At 66.5% G+C, this 22,877-nt stretch carries 15 protein-coding genes and 3 pseudogenes; 10 read left to right on the top strand and 8 right to left on the bottom strand.

Annotation, left to right across the window (positions count from 1 at the left end; translation table 11 throughout):
- Positions 1–35: 35 nt before the first annotated feature.
- The 5 genes from PW843_01520 to PW843_01500 all read right to left on the bottom strand — a co-directional run bounded on the left by PW843_01520 (position 36) and on the right by PW843_01500 (position 6,907).
- Positions 36–1,493: a form I ribulose bisphosphate carboxylase large subunit gene (locus tag PW843_01520; protein MDE1145281.1), complete on the bottom strand. Its 1,458-nt coding sequence runs from the start codon at positions 1,491–1,493 to the stop codon at positions 36–38.
- 137 nt (positions 1,494–1,630) lie between these two features.
- A complete protein-coding gene (fba, locus tag PW843_01515) occupies positions 1,631–2,716 on the bottom strand; it encodes a fructose-bisphosphate aldolase class II (protein ID MDE1145280.1) in 1,086 nt (361 codons plus the stop codon).
- Between the two features lie 140 nt (positions 2,717–2,856).
- The gene (gene tkt / locus PW843_01510; GenBank protein MDE1145279.1) at positions 2,857–4,878 is read right to left on the bottom strand and encodes a transketolase; all 2,022 of its coding nucleotides are present in this window, start codon (positions 4,876–4,878) and stop codon (positions 2,857–2,859) included.
- A gap of 8 nt (positions 4,879–4,886) precedes the next feature.
- Complete coding sequence (locus PW843_01505) at positions 4,887–5,762, bottom strand: phosphoribulokinase (GenBank protein ID MDE1145278.1); 876 nt, start codon at positions 5,760–5,762, stop codon at positions 4,887–4,889.
- A gap of 14 nt (positions 5,763–5,776) precedes the next feature.
- Positions 5,777–6,907 carry a fructose-1,6-bisphosphatase gene (locus PW843_01500; GenBank protein ID MDE1145277.1) on the bottom strand — a complete coding sequence of 377 codons (1,131 nt, stop codon included), beginning with the start codon at positions 6,905–6,907 and terminating at the stop codon, positions 5,777–5,779.
- A 138-nt stretch (positions 6,908–7,045) separates the two neighbouring features.
- On the opposite strand from PW843_01500, the gene PW843_01495 reads away from it, so the two are divergent.
- From PW843_01495 to PW843_01470, 6 genes and pseudogenes are all read left to right on the top strand, one after another.
- Positions 7,046–7,966, top strand: coding sequence for a LysR family transcriptional regulator (locus PW843_01495; protein ID MDE1145276.1), 921 nt, complete (start codon positions 7,046–7,048; stop codon positions 7,964–7,966).
- Between the two features lie 105 nt (positions 7,967–8,071).
- Entirely contained in the window at positions 8,072–8,542 is a 471-nt protein-coding gene (locus PW843_01490) for a hypothetical protein (protein ID MDE1145275.1), read from the top strand.
- 86 nt (positions 8,543–8,628) lie between these two features.
- Entirely contained in the window at positions 8,629–8,856 is a 228-nt protein-coding gene (locus tag PW843_01485) for a hypothetical protein (GenBank protein ID MDE1145274.1), read from the top strand.
- Positions 8,853–9,755 (top strand): aldo/keto reductase, encoded by a 903-nt coding sequence (locus tag PW843_01480; protein MDE1145273.1) that lies wholly within the window; start codon positions 8,853–8,855, stop codon positions 9,753–9,755. The genes PW843_01485 and PW843_01480 overlap by 4 nt, the downstream gene beginning before the upstream one ends.
- Positions 9,756–10,392: 637 nt before the next feature.
- Positions 10,393–11,892 (top strand): IS21 family transposase, encoded by a 1,500-nt coding sequence (gene istA / locus PW843_01475; GenBank protein MDE1145272.1) that lies wholly within the window; start codon positions 10,393–10,395, stop codon positions 11,890–11,892.
- Positions 11,892–12,212 (top strand): annotated as a pseudogene (locus PW843_01470) (ATP-binding protein). Before istA ends, PW843_01470 begins: the two are co-directional and overlap by 1 nt.
- A gap of 31 nt (positions 12,213–12,243) precedes the next feature.
- Here PW843_01470 and PW843_01465 read toward each other — a convergent pair.
- Positions 12,244–14,292, bottom strand: a complete 2,049-nt coding sequence (locus PW843_01465) for a recombinase family protein (GenBank protein MDE1145271.1) — start codon at positions 14,290–14,292, stop codon at positions 12,244–12,246.
- Entirely contained in the window at positions 14,273–14,434 is a 162-nt protein-coding gene (locus tag PW843_01460) for a hypothetical protein (protein MDE1145270.1), read from the bottom strand. Before PW843_01460 ends, PW843_01465 begins: the two co-directional genes overlap by 20 nt.
- Positions 14,435–14,752: 318 nt before the next feature.
- Here PW843_01460 and PW843_01455 point away from each other — a divergent pair.
- From PW843_01455 to PW843_01440, 4 genes and pseudogenes are all read left to right on the top strand, one after another.
- Positions 14,753–15,163 (top strand): annotated as a pseudogene (locus tag PW843_01455) (ATP-binding protein).
- 794 nt (positions 15,164–15,957) lie between these two features.
- Positions 15,958–16,614, top strand: a complete 657-nt coding sequence (locus tag PW843_01450) for a hypothetical protein (protein MDE1145269.1) — start codon at positions 15,958–15,960, stop codon at positions 16,612–16,614.
- A gap of 94 nt (positions 16,615–16,708) precedes the next feature.
- Entirely contained in the window at positions 16,709–17,041 is a 333-nt protein-coding gene (locus PW843_01445) for a hypothetical protein (GenBank protein ID MDE1145268.1), read from the top strand.
- Positions 17,042–17,345: 304 nt separating this feature from the next.
- The gene (locus tag PW843_01440; GenBank protein ID MDE1145267.1) at positions 17,346–18,545 is read left to right on the top strand and encodes an IS256 family transposase; all 1,200 of its coding nucleotides are present in this window, start codon (positions 17,346–17,348) and stop codon (positions 18,543–18,545) included.
- Between the two features lie 411 nt (positions 18,546–18,956).
- Here PW843_01440 and PW843_01435 read toward each other — a convergent pair.
- Positions 18,957–22,713: pseudogene (locus tag PW843_01435) on the bottom strand (vitamin B12-dependent ribonucleotide reductase).
- Positions 22,714–22,877 lie beyond the last annotated feature (164 nt).

Below are 22,877 nucleotides of genomic sequence, written 5' to 3'. Positions count from 1 at the left end.
CTCTGATTTGATGGGGATGCGAGAGCGGTCGCCGTTTAACCGGAAACGGAAGCGGTGGGCACGAAGTCCGGCGAGTCGGTGGAGGTGTAGTTGAAGGTGACGTCCTTCCACACATCCAGCGCCTGGCGCAGGGGCAGGCAGTGGCGGCTGGCGGCCGCCAGGATTTCCGGGCCCTCGTTCAGGATGTCGCGGCCCTCGTTGCGGGCCAGCACCATGGCCTCCAGCGCCACGCGGTTGGCGGTGGCGCCGGCCTGGATGCCCATGGGGTGGCCGATGGTGCCGCCGCCGAACTGCAGCACCACGTCGTCGCCGAACAGGTCCAGCAACTGGTGCATCTGCCCCGCATGGATGCCGCCCGATGCCACCGGCATGGTCTTGCGCAGGGAGGCGAAGGACTGGTCGAAGAAGATGCCGTTCTCCAGCTGCCGGGGCACGAAATCCTCACGGCAGATGTCGTAGTAGCCCTTGGTGGTGGCGGGGTCGCCCTCCAGCTTGCCCACCACCGTGCCGGCATGGATGTGGTCCACGCCCGCCAGCCGCATCCATTTGGCGATGACGCGGAAGGACACACCGTGGCTTTTCTGCCGGGTGTATGTCGAATGGCCGGCGCGGTGCAGGTGCAGCACCATGTCGTTGCGCCGCGCCCACTTGGCCATGGACTGGATGGCGGTGTAGCCGATCACCAGGTCGATCATGACGATGCACGACCCCAGCGACTTGGCGAACTCCGCCCGCTCGTACATGTCCTCCATGGTGGCGGCGGTCACGTTCAGGTAGGTGCCCTTGATCTCACCCGTCGCCGCCTGGGCGCGGTTCACCGCCTCCATGCAATAGAGGAAGCGGTCGCGCCAGTGCATGAAGGGTTGGGAATTGATGTTCTCATCATCCTTGGTGAAGTCCAGGCCGCCCTTCAGCGCCTCATACACCACGCGGCCGTAGTTGCGGCCCGACAGGCCCAGCTTGGGTTTCACCGTGGCGCCCAGCAGCGGCCGGCCGAACTTGTCCAGCCGTTCCCGTTCCACAACGATGCCGGTGGGCGGCCCGTCGAAGGTCTTCACATACGCCACCGGCAGGCGCATGTCCTCCAGCCGCAGGGCCTTCAGCGGCTTGAAGCCGAAGACGTTGCCGATGATGGACGCCGTCAGGTTGGCGATCGATCCGGCCTCGAAAAGATCGATGTCATAGGCGATGTAGGCGAACCAGCTGTCGGGCGAGCCCGGCACCGGGTCCACCCGGTGGGCCTTGGCGCGGTACTTGTCGCAGGCCGTCAGCCGGTCGGTCCACACCACGGTCCAGGTGGCGGTGGACGATTCGCCCGCCACGGCCGCCGCCGCTTCCACCGGGTCCACGCCGTCCTGCGGCGTGATGCGGAAGACGGCGATGATGTCCGTGTCCTTGGGCTCGTAATCCGGCTGCCAGTAGCCCATGTCCCGGTACTTCATGACCCCGGCGGCATAGCGGTCGCGACGATCCCGGTTGTCGATGGCGTTCATGTTCTTTCCTCCTCAAGCGCCGGCGGCGCATCCGCGCCTTGGGCTATCCTCGATTTCCAGTCCGCTTCGCTCCCCGGAAATCTCCGGCGGCCCCGGTCGGGGCCTAGGGTTTGGGCGGTGATGATGGGCGGTTGCGATTACTCAGCCGCCACCGATGCGCTGGCCGGGTGCGGATCCAGTGATCCGGTGGCGTAGCGCTTGGCCATGGCGGCCATGGGCAGGGGCGTGATGCGGTGGGCGTTGCCGGCGGCGCCGAACTGCTCGAACCGCTCGCGGCACAACGTGCGCATGGCATCCATGGCGGGCTTCAGGAACTTGCGCGGGTCGAACTCCGCCGGGTTTTCCGTCGCCGTCTTGCGGAACTGCGCCGCCATGGCCAGGCGGCAGTCGGTGTCGATGTTGATCTTGCGCACGCCGAAGCGGATGCCGCGCACGATCTCCTCCACCGGCACGCCCCAGGTGCGGGGCATCTGGCCGCCATGGGCGTTGAACAGGTCCTGAAGCTCCTGCGGCACGGATGAGCTGCCGTGCATCACCAGGTGGGTGTTGGGCAGGCGGGCGTGGATGGCCTCCACGATGTCCATGGCCAGGATGTCGCCGTCCGGCTCACGCGAGAATTTATAGGCGCCGTGCGACGTGCCCATGGCGATGGCCAGGGCGTCCACCTGGGTGGCGGCGACGAAGTCGAAGGCCTGGTCGGGGTCGGTGCACAGCTGGTCCATGGACAGCACGCCCTCCGCCCCGTGGCCGTCCTCCGCCTCGCCCTGGCCGGTCTCCAGGCTGCCCAGCACGCCCAGTTCACCTTCGACCGAGGCGCCGACCCAGTGTGCCGCCTCCGCCACCCGGCGGGTGATATCGACGTTGTAGTCGTAGGACGCCGGCGTCTTGGCGTCGGCCAGCAGCGATCCGTCCATCATGACGGAGGTGAATCCGTGCTGCAGGGCGGTCAGGCAGGTGGCTTCGCTGTTGCCGTGGTCCTGGTGCAGGCACAGCGGGATATTGGGGTAAAGTTCCTCCAGCGCGTCCACCATGTGGGCCAGCATGAGGTCGCCGGCGTAGGAACGGGCGCCCCGGCTGGCTTGCAGGATGACGGGGGCGTCGACCTGGAATGCCGCCTCCATCACCGCCAGGCCCTGTTCCATGTTGTTGATGTTGAAGGCGGGCACGCCGTAGTCGCGTTCCGCCGCGTGGTCCAGAAGCTGGCGCAGGGTGATGCGGGCCATATGAGTTCTCCCTTTAAGTTCCTCAGGCGCCGGCGGCGCATCCGCGCCTTGGCTATCCTCGATTTCCAGTCCGCCTCCGGCTCCCCGGAACTCTCCGGCGGACGCGGTCGCGTCCTGGAAAGGAAAGAAAAGACGTTGGGTCAGGCGGTGGTGACACGGGCGCGCACGGCGGCCGCGATGGCGTCGACGGTGATGCCGAAGTGGCGGTAGAGGTCGGCGGCGGGGGCGGAGGCGCCGAAGCCCTCCATGCCGATGAAGGCGCCCTGGTCGCCCAGCCAGCGGTCCCAGCCGAACCGCACCGCCGCCTCCACCCCGATGCGGGGGGCGGTGCCCAGCACCAGGGCGCGGGATGCGGCCGGCTGTGCCGCGAACAGTTCCCAGCAGGGCATGGACACGACGGCGACGTTCAGGCCCTCGCCGGCCAGCTTCTCCGCCGCCTCCACCGCCAAGGTCACTTCCGACCCGGTGGCCAGCAGGGTGGCGTCGCGGGGGCCCGGCACCTCACGCAGGACATAGGCGCCGACGGCGCTGCGGTTGATGCCCGCTTCGCGCCGCAGGGTGGGCAGGTCCTGGCGTGACAGACAAAGGGCCGCCGGCGTTTGCGCTGACGCCAGGGCCAGTTCCCAGCACTCCGCCGTTTCCACCGCGTCCGCCGGGCGGAAGACGTGCAGGTTGGGCGTGGCGCGCAGCATGGCCAGATGCTCCACCGGCTGGTGGGTGGGGCCGTCCTCCCCCAGGCCGATGCTGTCGTGGGTCAGCACATGGATGACCCGGATGCCCATCAGGGCCGACAGGCGGATGGCGCCCCGGGCATAGTCGGAAAACACCAGGAAGGTGCCGCCGTAGGGGATGATGCCGCCGTGCACCGCCAGGCCATTCATGACGGCGCCCATGGCGTGTTCCCGGATGCCGTAGTGGATGTAACGGCCGGCATAAGCGCCGGGGGTGATAGGCTCCAACCCCTTGGTCTGTGTCAGGTTGGAATGGGTCAGGTCGGCGGACCCGCCCACCGTCAGGTCGGTGGCCCCATTCACCACGCCCAGCACCAGTTGTGACGCCTTGCGCGTGGCCATCTTCGGGCGCGTTTCCACCAGTTCCTGGCGGTAGGCGGCCAGGGCGTCGGCCAGTTCCGGCCCGGGATCACCCGCCATGATGCGGGTGAAATCCGCACGGGCCGGATGGGCGGCCAGGCGCTGTTCCCAGGCCTCACGCCGGCGGGCGCCGGCCCGGCCGACCTCGCGCCAGGCGTCCAGCACATCCGGCGGCACGGTGAAGGGCGGGTGGTCCCAGCCCAGCGCCGCCGCGGCCGCTTGCGCCTCCTCCGCCCCCAGCGGGGCGCCGTGGACGCCGCAGGTGCCGGCCTTGGTGGGGGCGCCATAGCCGATGACGCTGCGGCAGGCGATCAGGGTGGGGCGGTCGCTGCTTTGTGCCGCCACCAGCGCCGCTTCGATGGCGTCGTGGTCATAGGCGTCCACCCGCGCCACCGCCCAGCCCGACGCGGCGAAGCGCGCCGGCTGGTCGGTGCTGGTGGACAGGTCCGTGCCGCCGTCGATGGAAATGCCGTTGTCGTCCCACAGCACCACCAGGCGTGACAGCCTCAGATGGCCGGCAAGATCGATGGCCTCCTGGCTGATGCCCTCCATCAGGCAGCCGTCGCCGGCGATGACATAGGTGCGGTGGTCCACCAGCGCGTCGCCGAAGCGGGCGTTCAGGTGCCGCTCCGCCAGGGCCAAACCCACGGCGGTGGTGATGCCCTGGCCTAGGGGGCCGGTGGTGGTCTCGATGCCCAGGGCGTGGCCGTATTCGGGATGGCCGGCGGCCTTGGAGCCCAGCTGGCGGAAGCTTTTCAGCGCCTCGATGGGCATGTCGGCATAGCCCAGCAGGTGGTGCAGGGCGTATTGCAGCATCGATCCGTGGCCGGCCGACAGGACGAAGCGGTCGCGGTCCGGCCAATCCGGCCGCGCGGGGTCCAGGCGCAGGATGCGGGTGAACAGCACGGTGGCGACGTCGGCCATGCCCATGGGCATGCCGGGGTGGCCGGACTTCGCCGCCTCCACCCCCGCCACCGCCAACATGCGCACGGCGTTGGCCAGGGTGGTCAGGTCGGGGGCGTCGTCGGTTTGCTCCACCGTGCGCAAGGATAGGGTCGGGGTCATGTTCATGCCCTCCTTCAGCCGGCGCGGCGCTTGCGTTCGACCAGTTGCAGGATCAGCGGCGTCAGGATCAGCTGCATGGCGAGGTCGAGCTTGCCGCCCGGGATGACGATGGAATTGGCCCGCGACATGAAGCTGCCGGCGATCATCGATGCCAGGTAGGGGAAGTCGATGCCGCGCGGGTCGCGGAAACGGATGACGACGATCGACTCGTCGGGCGTGGGTATCCAGCGGGCGATGAAGGGGTTGGAGGTATCGACCGTCGGCACGCGCTGGAAGTTGATGTCGGTCTGCGTGAACTGCGGGCAGATGTAGCGGACGTAATCCGGCATGCGCCGCAGGATGGTGGTCATCACATCCTCGGTGCTGTAACCGCGATGGGTGCGGTCGCGGTGGATCTTCTGGATCCATTCCAGGTTGATCACCGGCACCACGCCGATCCTCAGGTCCGCATGGCCGGCAATGTCGTTGCCGTCGTTGACGACGGCGCCGTGCAGGCCCTCATAGAACAGCAGGTCGCTGGGGCCGGGCAGATCCTCCCACGCCGTGAAGGTGCCGGGGGGGCAGCCGTAATGTTCCGCCTCGCGGGCATCGTGGACATAGTGGCGGGTGCGGCCCGTACCCTCGTCACCATAGCGGCGGAACAGCTCCTGCAACTCATCCAGCAGGTTGGCCTCGGGCCCGAAATGGCTGAAATGGTGGTCGCCCTGCTTTTCCGCGTCACTGATGGCGCGCTTCATCTGGGCGCGGTCGTAGCGGTGATAGGCGTCGCCATCGATGCAGACGGCGTTCACCTTTTCCCGCCGGAAGACGTTCTCGAAGATCTGGCGGACGCTGGTGGTGCCCGCACCCGACGACCCGGTGACGGAGATGATGGGATGGCGCATGGACATGGGGTTAGCCTTCCTCAGGCGCGCAGCAGGCCGCGCTGGCCGAACAGGGGCGCGCGGTCGGCCAGCAGGTGCGGGGCGGTGTGGTGGTCGGCCACCCGTTCCACCTCGGTGCGGGACCCGAAGACCAGGGCGGTGCGCTCGTGCAGATGGGCCGGCGCCAGATCCAGGATGCGGTTCTGCCCGTCGGTGGCGGCACCGCCCGCCTGTTCGACGATGAAGGCGATGGGGTTGGCCTCATAGACCAGGCGCAGGCGGCCGGCGCGATAGCCCGGGCGCTCATCCGCCGGGTACAGGTAGACGCCGCCCCGGCGCAGGATGCGGAAGGCGTCCGCCACCAGCGACGCGATCCAGCGCATGTTGTAGTCCTTGGCCCGCGGCCCGTCCGTTCCCGCCAGGCAATCATCGACATACCCACGCACGCTGGGCGGCCAATGGCGCTGGTTGGACGCGTTGATGGCGAATTCCTTGGTCTCCGCCGTCACCGCGACCGGGCCGGTCATGCGCACGAATTCCGCCGTGGGCGTGGGCGGCGGCGGGGCGGCCCAGCCGTTGCCCGCCTGCACCGCCACCACCGGCTCGACCGGCCGCTTGTCCAGGATGAAGATTTCCGTGCCTGCGCCCAGGGTCAGCACCAGGGCCGTCTGCGGGCCGTAGACCAGGAAGCCCGCCGCCAGCTGGCGATGCCCCGGCTGCAGCAGGGACGCCGCCGGGTCGCCCGCATCCTCCACCCCCAGGATGGAAAAGATGGTGCCGACCGACACGTTGGTTTCGATGTTGGACGACCCGTCCAGCGGATCGATCGCCACCACCAGGCTGCCGGTGGGGTCCAGCAGGACGGGGGCGTCGCTTTCCTCCGACCCCACCACGGCGACCGGCGCGCCGGTCAAGCGGTCGACCACGATGTCGTGGGACAGCAGGTCCAGTTCCTTCTGGGTGTCGCCGTTGCTTTCGCCGCGCACGGCCGCCATTTCGCCCGCCAGCGGGCCGATGGCCACCAGGTCGGCGATGGCCAGGCCGGCGTCGGCCAGGGCCAGGATGGTGCGCACGACATCGCCCTTCAGGGCGGCCGCCGCATCAGCGCTTCCGTCTTTTGTCTCATTGCGCCAGGCGACCAGATGCCGTGCCAATGTCGTGGCGTCCGCCATGATGTCCTCCCGTTATTGGCGGGTGCTTCCCCGCTTCGTCGGTGTCGAGGGGCAGTGTGTGGGCGGTGGCAACGTAAGAAAATTCGAATTAATTTAGCGACACATTCAGTTTTTCTGAAAACACCCTGAAAGGCACCCATGCGCAACGTAACCCTGAAGCAGTTGCGGGCCCTGGCGGCGGTGGCGGAAACGGGTTCTGTCACGGCGGCGGCCAAGCGCCTGCACGTGACGCCGCCGGCCGTGACCATGCAGGTGCAGTCGCTGGAGGAACTGCTGGGCGTCCCTCTGCTGGACCGGCTGGGTGAACGCTTCAAACCCACCGACGCGGGGCGTGAGGTGATCGAGACGGTGTCGCGCATCGAGGCGGAATTGCACAATTGTTCCGCGGCGATGGAGGCTTTGCGCAACCTGTCCGGCGGCCGGGTGGCGGTGGGGGTGGTCAGTACCGCCAAGTATTTCGCGCCCTACGCCCTGGGCGCCTTCCGCCGCGAATATCCGCAGATCGAGCTGTCCCTGATGGTGGGCAATCGCGAGGATGTGATCGCAGCATTGAAAGCCGACATGATCGACATCGCCATCATGGGCCGGCCGCCGCGCGACCTGGCGGTGGACATGCATTCCATCGGCGACCATCCTCATTTGATGATCGCGCCGCCGCATCATCCTTTGGTCGGACGCCGTCATCTGAAGCTGGCGGACTTCGCGCATGAGACCTTTTTGGTGCGCGAGGTCGGCTCCGGCACCCGCACCCTGATGGAATGGTTCTTCGCCCAGGCCGACATCCACCCCGCCATCAGCATGGAGGTGGGCAGCAATGAGACGGTGAAGCAGGCGGTGATGGCCGGCCTCGGCCTGTCCTTCATCTCCGCCCACACCATCGCCGCCGAACTGGAAAGCGGCCGCCTGGCGCCCCTGGACGTGGAGGGCCTGCCCATCGTGCGCCAATGGTTCGTGGCCAAGCGGTCGGACAAACGCCTGGCGCCGGCGGCAGCAGCGGTGAAGGCTTTCCTGGTGGAGCGGGGGCGGGAATTCCTGCCCAGCGTGAAACCCATCGCGTGAGGGCGGGAGCCCCGATCCGAAAGGGGTAATGCGGCTGAGGGGGTGGCCGGGGGCCGCTGGGGACGGATCTTAAAGGAAGGATCCCCAACGACTGGTTCGCCCACCATGAACGCCCCCGCCAAGATCCTGGTTTCAGTCTCCGCCGCCCTGCTGGTGGCCATCACCGCCCAGGCGGCTCCCCGCCGCAGCATCCCCGTGGTCTGCCCCTATCAGCCGGTGGAACCGGCGTCGGGCAAGGTCCGCGCCGATACCCTGACCCTGGATTTGGGGCCCTCCGCGGGGGGCAAGGCCAAGTCCTGGAAGGGGCCCCTGACCATCACCCAGCAGGATGGCACCACCTGCACCGCCGATGCCGCCGTGGCGCCCATCGAGGGCACGCTGTACAGCGACGGCCAGCACCTGCTGGTCACCACCGCCGCCGGCGGCGGGCGCAAGCTGTTCGTGCTCAGCACCACCAGCTGCCAGCCCCTGTGGAAAAGCGGCGGTTTCACCGGGGCGGTGCGCTTGCAGGACGGCCAGCTCTACACTGGCAAGAACGCCAACAAGCTGAACCCGGACTGTCTGCCGCTGCCGTAAGGTGCCGGCGGACGAAATGGCGCTGGCGGGACATGTCCCCCTTGGGCGATGATCCGCCCAACCAACATTTGGGGGGCGTATCGCCGATGATCGACCAAAACGGCCAACCGGTCCGCAAGGCCGGGCTCAAGACTCATCTTGAGGTCTATAACGCCGGCGTTCGCGGCTCCAAGGAGTTCGGCGGCCTGCCGCGCGCCCTGGTGATCATTTGCGATGGGCTGACGCCGGGCAAGACCACCTATGTGAAATGCGTGGACGGCCAGGTGCAGTTGTCCCGCCGCAAGGACGGCTCGGTCGTGGGCGGTGGGTTATGATCGCACGGCGGACTGTGCTCGCCGGTGGGGCCGCCGCCGCCACGACGCTGGCCTTCGGCGGTGGGCGATGGGCGTCGGCCAATGACGCGCCCGCCATTCCGACGGCGCGGCTGGGCAACGGGCTGGATATGCCGGCCCTGGGCTTCGGCACCTATGGCTTGCGCGACGACCTGTGCCGCAGAAGCGTCGCCGATGCCATCGCCGCCGGCTATCGGCTGATCGACACCGCCAAGGTCTACGTCAATGAGGAGGCGGTTGGCGCCGGCATCCGCGACAGCGGCATCGACCGCAAGGCGCTGTTCGTGACCTCCAAGATCTGGGTCGACGATGCCGGTTATGAGTCGGGCAAGCGCGCCTTCCAGACCTCCCTGGACAAGCTCGGTCTCGACTATCTCGACCTCTACCTCATCCACCGTCCGCGCGGCGACCTGGTGGGCGCATGGCGGGCCATGGAGGAATTGCACCAGGCGGGTCGGATCAAAGCGATCGGGATCAGCAATTTCGATGACGCGCAGTTGGCCACCCTGATGGCCCACGCCCAGGTGAAGCCCGCGATCAACCAGCTGGAAACCCATCCCTTCTTCCAGGAAGGGGCGGCGCTCACCGCCCTGACGGCGGGCGGCATCACCATGGAAGCCTGGGCGCCCTTCGCCGAGGGCCGCAACGGCCTGTTCACCAACCCCACCCTGCAGGCCATTGGCCGCAAGCACGACAAGACGCCGGCGCAGGTCGTGTTGCGTTGGCACCATCAGCGCGGGGTGATCGCCATCCCGCGCTCCTCCAACCCGGCCCACCGGCGCGAGAACCTGAACATCTTCGACTTCCAGCTGGGCGCTGATGACATGGGCCGGATCGCGGCGCTGGACCTGGGCCGGTCGCAGTTTCCCGAGTGGACGTGAGCGGCTGGCCGCGTTTCTGCACGCTGGCGAAAGCCGGAAAAACTAAGGCCCGCCTCGGATATCCAGGGCGGGCCTTGAACTTCAGATACTGGTCAATTCAGGGAGGTGGTGGTGTTTTCCTGTGGAGCGCACCATAGTATTGCTCAACCGTCACCGTAACCTATTGATATGTATTATCTCGATTTTGGGATTGATAGGCCAATCTGGCTAAACCGCAGCAAAGTTGTTCCGCAGCTCGGCGGCGGATAGGTCAAAAAAAGCCCCAGTTCGACCGGGGCTGACTTCCGACAGATGAAGAGATTTAGTGAAGGTCATCTCTAGCATAAAACGTCGCAGGAATTATGGGGCGCCCGAGCACTGGGTAGATGCCCGCAGCTTCTAGATCGGCCTTCAGCTTCAGAGGGCTGGCACCTCGCTCCTTCGCCAGGAAGCGGAGTTGGACGAACCTTTTTCCGAACGCTCGGATGTCTGCCTGGCTGATGACCGTTTGCGGCAGACGGGTGACGGGATTCTTTATCATCACTGTGAATCGGCGTGGAATAAGGACCCCGTATGAGGGGTGATCGGCGTCCAATCGGGACCCCTTTTGTGCGGGTCCATACTGGCTCCCATGGCAATGGCGGGAGCCTTGATTGGGATGCTGATAGTGGAGACGATCGCGAAGATCCGGCGCGCCTACTTTGTTCAGCAGAAGCCGATCAAGGCGATCTGCCGTGAACTGGGTTTGTCGCGGAAGGTAGTCCGCAAGGTGCTTCGTTCGGAGGCGACGGAGTTCCGGTACGAGCGAACGGCGCAGCCCCAGCCGAAGATCGGCCCGTGGCGGGAGCGGCTGGACGCGCTGCTGTTGGCCAACGAGACCAAGGCGGTGCGTGAGCGGCTGACGCTGGTGCGGATTTACGAGGAACTGCGGGGTGCCGGGTACGACGGCAGTTATGACGCCGTGCGGCGCTACGCCCGTTCCTGGCAGAAGGCGCGCGGGGCGTCGCAGGCGGCGGCCTATGTGCCGTTGAGCTTTGCGCCGGGGGAGGCCTATCAGTTCGACTGGAGCCACGAGGTGGTGCTGATCGGCGGGGTGACGGTCACGGTAAAAGTGGCGCATGTCCGGCTGTGCCACAGCCGGATGCTGTTCGCGCGCGCCTATCCGCGCGAGACGCAGGAGATGGTGTTCGACGCCCACGACCGGGCGTTCGCCTTCTTCAAAGGGACCTGCACGCGCGGGATCTACGACAACATGAAGACGGCGGTGGACACGATCTTCGTGGGCAAGGAGCGAGCCTACAACCGGCGCTTCCAGCAGATGTGCAGCCATTACCTGGTGGAGCCGGTGGCCTGCACCCCGGCGGCGGGATGGGAGAAGGGCCAGGTTGAGAACCAGGTGGGCCTGGTGCGGGAACGGTTCTTCACGCCGCGCCTGCGGGTGGCGAGCTACGAGGAACTGAACGGCTGGCTGCTGGACCAGTGCGTCGCCTACGCCAGGGCGCACCGGCATCCCGAGCAGCGGGACCGCACCGTCTGGGAGATGTTCGAGGCGGAGCGGCCCAGCCTGGTGGGCTATGCGGGGCGCTTCGACGGCTTCCACGCCACCCCGGCGTCGGTGTCCAAGACCTGCCTGGTGCGGTTCGACCACAACAAGTACTCGGTGGCGGCCAAGGCGGTGGGTCGCCCGGTGGAGGTGCGGGCCTATGCCGACCGGATCGAGCTGCGCCAAGACGGCCAAGTGGTGGGGACGCACGCGCGTTGCTTCGGCCGCGACCGCACCGTCTACGATCCCTGGCACTATGTGCCGGTGCTGGCGCGCAAGCCGGGGGCCCTGCGCAACGGCGCGCCCTTCAAGGATTGGGTGCTGCCCACGGCGCTGGACCGGGTGCGGCGCAAGCTGGCGGGCAGCGACGACGGCGACCGGCAGATGGTCGACATCCTGACGGCGGTGCTGAGCGACGGCCTCCCGGCGGTGGAGGCGGCCTGTGCCGAGGCGCTGCGCGAGAACGTCCATTCCGCCGCCGTCATCCTCAACATCTTGGCCCGGCGGCGGGAAGCGGCGGCGCCGGCGCCCATCCAGACGCCCGAGACGCTGCGGTTGCACCAAGCCCCCATGGCCGATTGCGCCCGGTACGACACCTTGAGGAGGGTACAGTGATGGAGCGCCCGGAAATCCTGGCCGCCATGGCCGAGTTGAAGCTCTACGGCATGAAGGCGGCGTATGACGAGATCATCACCACGGCCGTCAAGCGCCAGCACGAACCCCAGCGCATCGTCGGCGACCTGCTGGGTGCGGAGATCAGCGAGAAGCAGGCCCGTTCCATCCGCTACCAGATCACCCTGGCCAAGCTGCCCCTGGCCAAGGACGTCGATGACTTCGCGTTCGAGGGCACGCCCATCAACCAGACCCTGGTCCGCGACCTGGCGGGCGGCGACTTCCTGGCCCATCAGCGTAACGTCGTCCTGGTCGGCGGAACCGCTCTCGCGTCATGATGCCCACCTCGCTACGTTATTGGAAATCAAAGGTCTTCTGATCCGGATTTTTTGTTACCGGACGGTAAGCCGGATTGAGCCCGGATAGCTGGGCTTCAGGAATCGCCCAAGGCGCTCCCTTACACGCCTGGTTTGCCTGGATGGCACCACCGGCGATCAGACGCAACACCGTCATCTTGCTGATCTGTAGGCGTGTGGCCGCTTCCTCCAAGGTCAGTTCCCCTCGTTCAGCGATCTCGCCCTCCCTGTAGACGGCTATGCCATGGGCGCTGCGGAAGCTGCGCACCCGCGCTTCGGTCCAACTATTACCCTTGCCGGTACGTTTACCGGCCCGGTTCAGGATCGCGGCGATACCCCCGTCCGGCTGCTGCCGTGCCAGGGTCCGAATGAGGTCACCGGTGTCGGCGTCGGTTCGCCAACGGTGTTTGCCGGTTTGGTTCTTCGGCACGGTCAGACTGGTGTGATCGCCTCCCTGCCAGTGAATGGTGAGGTGGATCGTGTCGGCGGCGACCCTCGCGACAATCTCGATGATGACCGTGCGCAGGATACGCTTGCGCGTCTCCGCCGTCGCGCCAGCATGATGCCAGAGCGTATGGATGTCGGCGCCCAGCGCCATCAGGCGGGCACGGTCCTGGGCCTTGAAACTGGCCCGTGGGTTGGCGTCAAACGCCCCTATGCGTTCCTCCAGCCGGTGGACCTCTACCAGCCGGTCATTCCACCGACGCTCAAGCTCGGCCGCCACGAGACGGTTGCCGGGATCAACCGCATCATACTGGCGGCGTGCCAACTCGGCCTCATAGCGGGCCTGGGTCAAAGCGAGTTCCGTCTGTCGGCGCGCCTCGGACCCCTCGGCCTCGCGGGCTTCGATCGCCTGCAAGGCCGCCTCGATGCCCAATGGGGCCAGAAACCTGAGGACCTCTGTCGCAACGGCACCATCGACCCGCAAGCCGCCAAACGAGATGCAGCGTTCGCTTCCATGATTGATGTGTGCGCCACGGCAGTTGTAACGCACACAATAGCCGCCCGTGCCGCTGTAGGAGACGTGCAGTCGTCGACCACAGTGCCCGCAGCGCAGCAGCCCAGCCAACAGCGCGTCACCGCGGCGCACCGAACCGCGGGCCATAAGCCCTTTGCCGTTGGCGTTATCGGCGATCAGTGCCTGGTTCCTTCCGAACTCCGCCCACGAGATGTAGCCCTCGTGATGCTCGGGGATCAACACCTCCCATTCCGACTGGGCGCGACGGAAGCCGCGCACGACATGTTTGCGCCCATCCCGCACGCTGACCCGGCTGCCGGTCCGACCAAACACGTAGGCGCCGCCATAGACGGGATTGGTCAGCAGATGGTGGATGGTGTTGTAGACAGGCAGCTTCCACGCGATGCGGGGGCCGTCGGCGGTCTGTTCGACAGCCGGTAGCCTGATCTGCTCCTGACGAAGCCAGAGGTGGACCTGCCGGATACTCTGGAACTCGGCGAACTTGCGAAACACCAAGGCGAGCGCCTCGCGCACCCGTTGGTCCGGATTCAGGGCGATCCGGTCATGGCGGGTTTTGACGTAGCCGACCGCCACGGTCAAAAACAGCTCGCCCCGGCGGGCCTTCTGCCGCAGAGCTTCCAGCGATCGCTGGCGCAGGATGGAAAGCTCCATCTCGCTCATGGTGCCCTTCATGCCCAAGACGAGACGGTCGTTCGGAAGCCGCGCGTCGTAGACCCCGTCCTCGTCCGCCAGCAGGCAGTCAACGAGGCCGCAGAACTCCAACAGCGTGTGCCAGTCCCGGCCGTTGCGGGCGAGCCGCGACGCTTCGATCGCCAGGACAATGCCGACCCGCCCTTCGCAGATCGCCCCCAGCAGCCGCTCGAACCCGGGACGCGCGATGCCACCACCTGATCGCCCGAGGTCATCGTCAATCACCACCACATCCGTCCAACCGAGTTGGCGGGCACGATCCGCCAGTCCGTATTGGCGCCGTCGGCTCTCATGGTTGTGCAGGAGCTGGTCGGCACTGGATTGACGGACGTAGATGTAGGCGCGACGGGCCAGGTGGTCAGGGGTGATCTTGTTCATCGTTCCCCTCCAGCGTCACGGCCTCGCTCGCCAGGACTTCCAGCAAAAGTTGTTCCAGAAGCGGCAAGACTCGGCGCGCAACCTCCTGCGGAAGAGCTGCCAGTGGCCGGGTCGCCGTGAACAGATCCGTCTGCACCATCATTCCGCGATGCCTCATGCCGCCCTCCGTTGCGTCGTTCACACAGCAACGATAGGGCCGCGTCAGCGGTCAGACGCAGAGCCTGCAATACCTCCATGGGAAAGCGGGGAGCGTCACGGATGGCGGCGTCACGGGCTGCAGGGGCGGTCATCCATTCCGGCACATGGGTCAGCGTGCCGTCCGGTTGCTCGACCACCAGCATGACGCTACCGCCAAGGCAATGGCGCCGGATGATGCCTACGCGTTCACCGCATCGCGGATGAAACGGATAATGGATCGTCGCGTCCTGCCCCTGATATCGGGCAGTATGCCGCTGCCTCGACTGGCACCGGCAAGAGCCACCTGGCCATCGCCATCGCGCGTGCCTGCATCCGGGGCGGCAGGCGCGGCCGCTTCTTCAACGTCGTCGACCTGGTCAACAAGCTGGAGGCCGAGAGCCGCCTGGGGCGCCAGGGGCGGTTGGCCGATCACCTCAGCCGCCTGGACTTCATCATCCTGGACGAACTGGGCTACCTGCCGTTCCCCCAGGCGGGTGGCCAGCTCCTGTTCCACCTCATCAGCCGCCTCTATGAACAGACCTCGGTCATCGTCACCACCAACCTCGCCTTCGGCGAATGGCCGTCCGTCTTCGGCGACGCCAAGATGACCACCGCCCTGCTCGACCGCCTGACCCATCACTGCGAGATCGTCGAGACCGGCAACGAGAGCTGGCGCTTCAAGAACCGCGCCTGACCGCCCTCCCATCACCGCCCCCCGCCCCGGACCCCACCCCCGCGGGTTCCCCCGGTGGGCGCACAGGCACCTCCCGTCCCCTCCGCTCCGCGCATCGCCGGAGGCGCTGCGCTCCGGGGACAGGGCCCTCCTATGCGCTACCGGGACAACCCGATTGCCAGCACATCACTGGGGTCCCTATTGGGCGCCGATACGGGGTCCCGTTACGCTGCCGATTGACACCTTGGCCGCATATGCCCGGCGGGGACAGCACTCCTAGAGCAATTCCACCCCATCCACACCCCCGCCAGGCCACTTCTCGTCGGCGCGTCGGGGCTTGGTGATGCCGTGTACGGGCTCGGCGCACGGGGCGATAGGCGAGATGTTTTGGAAATTGAAGCGGACGACGTACGGGACTACGACCTGAAGGCCCACTATGCCGACGCCGATCGGGCTGTCATGGAAGCCTTGGGCGTCTTGGACCGGCCAGCCTTGCCTCCGCCAAGGGAAGTGGCGTGACGCTTCATCGCGCAATTTCGCGAAGGTGCAGGTCTATTCACCGAATCGCGCAGGATTATGCGCCGCTTTGCGCAACTTTTGCGCCGCTAATCAGACGCCGATCAGTCCGCGGGCGACCTGGTGCCGGGAAACGAACCTGAGTTCACGGATTTGCAGTCCGTCGCATCGCCGAAGGGGCAGAAGCCACCGCCGCCTGACGGCCTCGCCTGCCGGGGGCGATATATTCCAACTGGCCCCTGGACGCCCGACACTTCCGGTTTAGATTCTTCACGCAAAGGATTACCGGGAGGAACATCATGCCGGCCGCGGGCCTCATCTCCAGCTTCCTTCTGGGTGGCCAGCCCCAGGCCGATCCCGCGGAAAGCGCCTTCCTTGCCTCCTTCCGCAGGCCTGGCGGTGCCGACGACGGCAGCCCGCACCTGTTCCAGCGCGTGGGCGAGTCCAACGGCAACCCCAGCCTTCCCATCGCTGCCTGCCCAAGCCATGGCGTCGGGCAGCAGGTCGTGGACGGATTCGTTTCGTTCCCCCAGGGCTGGGTCGGGGGGCTGCTGCAGCTATCCATGCTGGCCGGCGCGTGGGGCTCGACGCAGAAGCACCACGCCGAGATCCGGAACCATGAGCTTGCGGCCATACTGTGGGTGGCCGACCAGGACCACGACCGCACCAAGCAGCTCGTGCGATGGATGGCGGTGAATGTCCTGCCGCAGGATGCCGTGTTCATGGCAAGCCGCTTCGGCGGCGGCTACTTCACGGCCTATGCCCTGCGCTTCACCAAGCTGAAGCCGAAGATCCTGGCCTTCCTCGGCAGCGTGTCAAATTTCGCCCTCGCCGGGTATGGTTCGGCGATCATGGCCATCGCCAAGGGGGATCGCAGGTTGGAGTCGATCATCTATTCGATCATCAGCGGGCGCTATGCTCCATCTGCCTGCCGGCGGGCATGGACGAGAAGCTGAAGGGCCTGGACGGAAGCGACGGGCCCGACGTGGCGCCCATGGTCGAGATGCTCCGCGAAGTCATGCATTTGGCCCAGGCCGCCGGGGAACAGTGATGCCGTTGTTCCCGCCCCGCCGCTGCCCTTCCTGCCAGGCGCCTACCATCCCGGCCACCGGCTCGTCCGGCCTAGGCCGCAGGGCGGCCTTCACCTGCCCGGCCTGCGGCGCCCAGGTCCACGCCCGCGCGGGGTTCCTGGCGCCGGTCGCCGTCACCGTCCTGGCGGGCCTGGCCTTCGTCGGCGGGGCCGTGGTGTGGGCGTTCACCTCGGTCGGTCTGGCCGTGGCCTGGTTCGTCGGATTGGCCCTGATCGCCGGCGCGCTGGACTACGTATGGCCGCTGGGGCTGGGGCGGGCAGATGGCTCGCCAGCCAAGGGGCGGTCGACCTGACACGGCTTTGATGTCGAGGGTTCTGGTGATGGCGATGAAGGGCGGGCAGGGGCTCTATCGTCTGGCGGCATGGCTGACCAGGGAAAGTGTTTAATTATCAGATCGTTGAAACGAAAAAGCCCGCCGCAGATCGTCTGCGGCGGGCTTTTTGGTCACGTCCCACTGCGTGGTGTAGGAGCGCCTCCGCCGTGTCAGGCGTGGAGGCCGGCATAGCCGGCTGGAAGGCCTGACACGGCGGGCGGTCATCGCGGTTCTTCGGTAGAGTTTGGTCACCACAACACATCCCCAACCGAGGGTGACCACGATGACCGACCCGATGATGGCGCTGCGCGTGATGCTTGAAAAGGGCGCAGACGCCGATGTCCTGAGACAGATGATCGGCTTTGCCGCCGAGCGACTGATGGAACTGGAGGTTCAGGAGTTGACCGGTGCCGGCCACGGCGAACGGTCGGCCGACCGCCTGGTTCAGCGCAATGGCTACCGTGACCGCGATTGGCATACCCGCGCCGGCACGGTGGAACTGCACATCCCCAAGCTGCGCAAGGGCAGCTACTTCCCAGGCTTCCTGGAGCCCCGCCGCATGGCGGAGAAAGCGCTGACCGCCGTGATCCAGGAGGCCTACATCCAGGGCGTCTCCACCCGCGCGGTGGACGACCTGGTCCAGGCCATGGGCATGACCGGCATCTCCAAGAGCCAGGTCAGCCGGCTGTGCGAGGAGATCGACGGCCGGGTTAAGACCTTCCTGGAACGGCCGCTGGAAGGCGACTGGCCCTACCTGTGGATCGACGCCACCTATGTGAAGGTCCGCCAGAACGGCCGCATCGTCTCCGTGGCCGTCACCATCGCCGTGGCGGTCAATACCAACGGTCGGCGAGAGATCCTGGGCATGGACATCGGCACCTCGGAAGCCGAGACCTTCTGGGTAGAGTTCCTGCGCAAGCTCAAACGCCGCGGCCTGGGTGGCGTCAAGCTGGTCGTCTCCGATGCCCACGAGGGCATCAAGGCCGCTGTCGCCCGCGTATTCCGTGCCACCTGGCAGCGTTGCCGTGTCCACTTTATGCGCAACGCCTTGGCCCACGCCGGCAAGCAAGGCCGCCGTGTGGTGGCTGCCTTCATCGGCACCGCCTTTGCCCAGGATGACGCCACCGCCGCCCGGACCCAGTGGCGCCAGGTCGCCGATCAACTCCGACCCAAGGTCGGCAAGCTCGCCGCCCTGATGGACGAGGCCGAGGAGGACGTCCTGGCCTTCATGTCCTTCCCCGCCGCCCACAGGGCAAAGCTGCACAGCACCAACCCCATCGAACGCCTCAACGGCGAGATCAAGCGCCGTACCGAGGTCGTCGGTATCTTCCCGAACGAGGACGCCATCACCCGCCTGGTGGGTGCCGTCCTCATGGAGATCAACGATGAATGGGCAGTTCAGCGCGGTCGCTACATGACCCTGGAAACCATCGCCGCCGTCGGCGATGATCCAACCATCATGCTGCCCACTGTCGCCGCATGATCGTCCCGGCCAAACGCGCCGGAGACCAAAATGACCGGGCGCTTCTTACACCACGACCTGGGACACGATCGGCTTTTTTCGTGAGATGCAAATCAAACTATGGTGCATTTCGAGGCGGACTATGGCCCCAAAAGACCAAACTATGATGCGTCTCACAACAACCGACAATCCCGGCGCGGTTCAGGGCGCCCGGGTTCGAACCGGCGATATCGAGTTTAGAAGACGCGTACTTTATCCGGGGAAATCCGACCTGATCAGAGAATGGCAAAGACATATTTAAAATCAGATACTTATGAAAGAAATTAAGCCCGCCGCAGATCGTCTGCGACGGGCTTTTCATCTTAGGCCTGAGTCAGGTTATGGGTATCCTGAGTCATTTTATGCGGCATTTCACATTTCCCTCCCCGCAGTTCAGCTGCATCCCGTCGTGCTGCCGCAGGTGTCGCACTTCAGGCAGGTGCCGTTGCGCACCATGGTCATGTTCTGGCACTCGGGGCAGGGGTCGCCCTCGTAGCCCTTGGCGCGGGCTTCCTTGGCGCGTTCCCAGCGGGCGTCGCCGCCGCCGGAGATGGCGCCGCCGTAGCTGGTGCTGGTCACCACCTTTTCCGCCCGGGTCAGGGCGGAGAAGGCCTGGGCCGCACCGTGGGTGCCGGTGGCCGCGTGGGTTTCCACGGTGGTGGTGGCCGTCGCGGTGGCGGTCTGGAAGCCGGCGACGGCGCGGCCGGCCTGGCCGCCGGGCAGGACCCGCAGGTTGGGCAGGTTGTTGCGGACATAACCGGTGGAGGTGATGCGCGCCACGGCGTTCAGCGTCTCTTCCGCCACTTCGGCCGCGTGCGGGGGCAGGTCACTCTGCGCCACGCCGCCGCCCATGGTGTCGGGCAGGATGTCCTCCGGCGTGGCGTGGGCCAGGTCGGTGCGGGACAGATAGCTGATGGCCAGCTCACGGAACACATAGTCCAGGATGGACGTCGCCATCTTGATGGCATCGTTGCCCTGCACCATGCCGGCGGGCTCGAAGCGGGTGAAGGTGAAAGCCTCCACATACTCCTCCAGCGGCACGCCGTACTGCAGGCCCAGTGACACGGCGATGGCGAAGTTGTTCATCAGCGAGCGGAAGGCGGCCCCTTCCTTATGCATGTCGATGAAGATCTCGCCGATCTTGCCGTCCTCGTACTCACCGGTGCGCAGGTAGACCTTGTGGCCGCCGACCATGGCCTTCTGGGTGTAGCCCTTGCGGCGGTGGGGCAGGCGGTCGCGCTGGGCGCGCACCACCTTCTCCACCACCTTTTCCACGATGCGCTCCGTCACCACCTCGACGCGGGTGGCCATCGGGGCCTCCAGCACCTTGTCCAGGGTGGTCTCGGCGACGTCTTCCTCGTCATCCTCCAGCACCTGGGCGTTCAGCGGCTGGGACAGCTTGCTGCCGTCGCGATAGAGCGCGTTGGCCTTCAGGCCCAGGCTCCACGACAGCATGTAGGCGTCCTTGCACGCCTCCACCGTGGCGTGGTTGGGCATGTTGATGGTCTTGGAGATGGCGCCGGAGATGAAGGGCTGGGAGGCCGCCATCATGCGGATGTGGCTTTCCGCCGACAGATAGCGGGTGCCGATCTTGCCGCACGGGCTGGCGCAATCGAACACCGGCAGGTGCTCGGCCTTCAGGCCCGGCGCGCCTTCCAGGGTCATGGCGCCGCAGCAGTAAACGTTGGCGGCCTCGATCTCGCCCTTGCTGAAGCCCAGATGGGCCAGCAGGTCGAAACCGTATTCCTCCAGCTTGTGCGCCGGCACGCCCAAGGGCCCGGTGCAGAAATCGACGCCCAGCGACCATTTGTTGAAGGCGAACTTGATGTCGAAGGCATTGGCCAGGCCCGATTCCAGCTTTTCCAGCTGTTCGGCGCCGAAGCCTTTGGCGGCCAGCGTCTCATGGTTCACGCCCGGCGCGCCCTTCAGGCTGCCATGACCCACGGCGTAACGCTCGATGCGCGCCACGTCGGTGGGGGCGTAACCCAGGCGGGACAGGGCCTCCGGCACCACGCGGTTGATGATCTTGAAATAGCCGCCGCCGGCCAGCTTCTTGAACTTCACCAGGGCGAAGTCGGGCTCGATGCCGGTGGTGTCGCAATCCATCACCAGGCCGATGGTGCCGGTGGGGGCGACCACGGTGGCCTGGGCGTTACGGTAGCCGTGCTTCTGGCCCAGCTCCAGCGCCTCATCCCAGGCGCGGCGGGCGGCGGCGATCAGGCGCTGGTCGGGGCAATCCTCGGCGTCCAGCGGCACGGGCGCCACCGACAGCTCCTCATACCCCTCGCCAGCGCCATAGGCGGCGCGGCGGTGGTTGCGGATGACGCGCAGCATGGCCTGGGCGTTGGGGGCGTAGCCGGGGAAGGCGCCATGCTCGCCCGCCATCTCGGCGGAGGTGGCATAGGCCACACCGGTCATGATGGCGCTGATGGCGCCGCAGATGGCCCGGCCCTCGGCGCTGTCATAGGGGATGCCGGCGGCCATCAGCAGGCCGCCCAGGTTGGCGAAGCCCAGGCCCAGGGTGCGGTACTCATACGACAGCTGGGCGATTTCCTTGGACGGGAACTGCGCCATCAGCACCGACACTTCCAGCGCCACCGTCCACAGGCGGCAGGCGTGGCGGAAGGATTCGGTGTCGAACGAGCCATCGGCCCGGCGGAATTCCATCAGGTTCATGGACGCCAGGTTGCAGGCGGTGTCGTCCAGGAACATGTATTCCGAGCAGGGGTTGGACGCGTTGATGCGGCCGGACTCGGGGCAGGTGTGCCAGTCGTTAGATGGTGGTGTCGTACTGCACACCCGGGTCGGCCGACTGCCAGGCGGCGTGGCCGATCTTGTCCCACAGGTCGCGCGCCTTAATGGTCTTGGCGACCTTCTTGTCGGTGCGGCGGATCAGGTTCCAGTCGGCATCGTCCTTCACCGCGCGGATGAAGCTGTCGGGCACGCGGACGGAGTTGTTGGAGTTCTGGCCGGAGACGGTCAGGTAGGCGCTGGAATCCCAGTCCGTGTCATAGGTCTGGAACTGCATCTCCGTGTAGCCCTGGCCAGCGAACTGGATGACCCGCTGGATGTAGTTTTCCGGGATCATGGACTTGCGGGCGTCGATGATGGCCCGCTTCAGCGCCTTGTTCCGGGAAGGATCCAGGCGGTCGGCGTCCGCCCCCATGCCCTCCGTCGCGGCCGCCATGATGGCGTTCAGGTGCTTGTTGGCCAGCTTGGAACCGGCGACCAGGGCGCAGACCTTCTGCTCCTCCGTCACCTTCCAGTCGATGTAGGCCTCGATGTCCGGATGGTCCAGGTCCACCGTCACCATCTTGGCGGCGCGCCGCGTGGTGCCGCCGGACTTGATGGCGCCCGCGGCGCGGTCACCGATCTTCAGGAAACTCATCAGGCCGGAGGACTTGCCGCCGCCCGCCAGCTTCTCCCCCTCGCCGCGCAGGCGGGAGAAGTTGGAACCGGTGCCGGAGCCGTACTTGAACAGGCGCGCCTCGCGCACCCACAGATCCATGATGCCGCCCTCGTTCACCAGATCGTCGGCGACGGACTGGATGAAGCAGGCGTGCGGCTGCGGATGCTCATAGGCGCTCTGGCTCTTCACCAGCTGGCCGGTCTTGAAGTCGACATAGTGGTGGCCCTGGGCGGGACCGTCGATGCCATAGGCCCAGTGCAGGCCGGTGTTGAACCATTGCGGGCTGTTGGGCGCCGCCATCTGGCGGGCCAGCATGTGGCGCATCTCGTCATAATAGGCGCTGGCGTCGGACTCGCTGTCGAAATACCCGCCCTTCCAGCCCCAGTAGGACCAGGTGCCGGCCAGGCGGTCGAACACCTGGGTCGCGGACCGCTCGCCACCCACGCGTTCCTTTTCCGGCAGGTCGGCCAGCGCGTCGCTATCGGCCACATGGCGCCACAGGAAGGACGGGACGTCGTTCTCTTCCACCTTCTTCAGGCGGGCGGGCACGCCGGCGCGGCGGAAATACTTCTGGGCGATGATGTCACAGGCCACCTGGCTCCAGTCCGCGGGGACCTGGATATCCTTGGCCTGGAAGACGATGGAGCCATCGGGGTTGCGAATCTCGCTCGTGGCCGTTCGGAAGGCGATGCCTTCGTAAGCGTCCTGCCCCTCGACCGTGAATCGTCTCTCGATGCGCATGGTGCCCCGACCCCTCAATGGCTCAGTGGTATGGTGTGGATGGTGTCGCCGTGCGTGCCGATTCCAGGGCCGTCGCCGCCCCCGAAAGCAGGCGGAAAACAGGCAAAACCGCTCCCAGACTTGGGTTCGGTCCCTGGTATCTACGCTGCGACAGCACCCCAGAT

The sequence above is a fragment of the Azospirillaceae bacterium genome (genome assembly GCA_028283825.1).
In the GTDB taxonomy this organism is placed as follows: Bacteria; Pseudomonadota; Alphaproteobacteria; order Azospirillales; family Azospirillaceae; genus Nitrospirillum.
Note: the sequence above shows the minus strand (reverse complement) of the source record. Positions and strands in the feature narration are given on the sequence as shown.

Bases quoted from the DNA above. Each gene is read 5' to 3' on its own strand.
- PW843_01520 (MDE1145281.1), bottom strand. From the start codon at position 1,493: ATGAACGCCATCGACAACCGGGATCGTCGCGACCGCTATGCCGCCGGG.
- fba (MDE1145280.1), bottom strand. From the start codon at position 2,716: ATGGCCCGCATCACCCTGCGCCAGCTTCTGGACCACGCGGCGGAACGC.
- tkt (MDE1145279.1), bottom strand. From the start codon at position 4,878: ATGAACATGACCCCGACCCTATCCTTGCGCACGGTGGAGCAAACCGAC.
- PW843_01505 (MDE1145278.1), bottom strand. From the start codon at position 5,762: ATGTCCATGCGCCATCCCATCATCTCCGTCACCGGGTCGTCGGGTGCG.
- PW843_01500 (MDE1145277.1), bottom strand. From the start codon at position 6,907: ATGGCGGACGCCACGACATTGGCACGGCATCTGGTCGCCTGGCGCAAT.
- PW843_01495 (MDE1145276.1), top strand. From the start codon at position 7,046: ATGCGCAACGTAACCCTGAAGCAGTTGCGGGCCCTGGCGGCGGTGGCG.
- PW843_01490 (MDE1145275.1), top strand. From the start codon at position 8,072: ATGAACGCCCCCGCCAAGATCCTGGTTTCAGTCTCCGCCGCCCTGCTG.
- PW843_01485 (MDE1145274.1), top strand. From the start codon at position 8,629: ATGATCGACCAAAACGGCCAACCGGTCCGCAAGGCCGGGCTCAAGACT.
- PW843_01480 (MDE1145273.1), top strand. From the start codon at position 8,853: ATGATCGCACGGCGGACTGTGCTCGCCGGTGGGGCCGCCGCCGCCACG.
- istA (MDE1145272.1), top strand. From the start codon at position 10,393: ATGCTGATAGTGGAGACGATCGCGAAGATCCGGCGCGCCTACTTTGTT.
- PW843_01465 (MDE1145271.1), bottom strand. From the start codon at position 14,292: ATGAACAAGATCACCCCTGACCACCTGGCCCGTCGCGCCTACATCTAC.
- PW843_01460 (MDE1145270.1), bottom strand. From the start codon at position 14,434: ATGATGGTGCAGACGGATCTGTTCACGGCGACCCGGCCACTGGCAGCT.
- PW843_01450 (MDE1145269.1), top strand. From the start codon at position 15,958: ATGCCGGCCGCGGGCCTCATCTCCAGCTTCCTTCTGGGTGGCCAGCCC.
- PW843_01445 (MDE1145268.1), top strand. From the start codon at position 16,709: ATGCCGTTGTTCCCGCCCCGCCGCTGCCCTTCCTGCCAGGCGCCTACC.
- PW843_01440 (MDE1145267.1), top strand. From the start codon at position 17,346: ATGACCGACCCGATGATGGCGCTGCGCGTGATGCTTGAAAAGGGCGCA.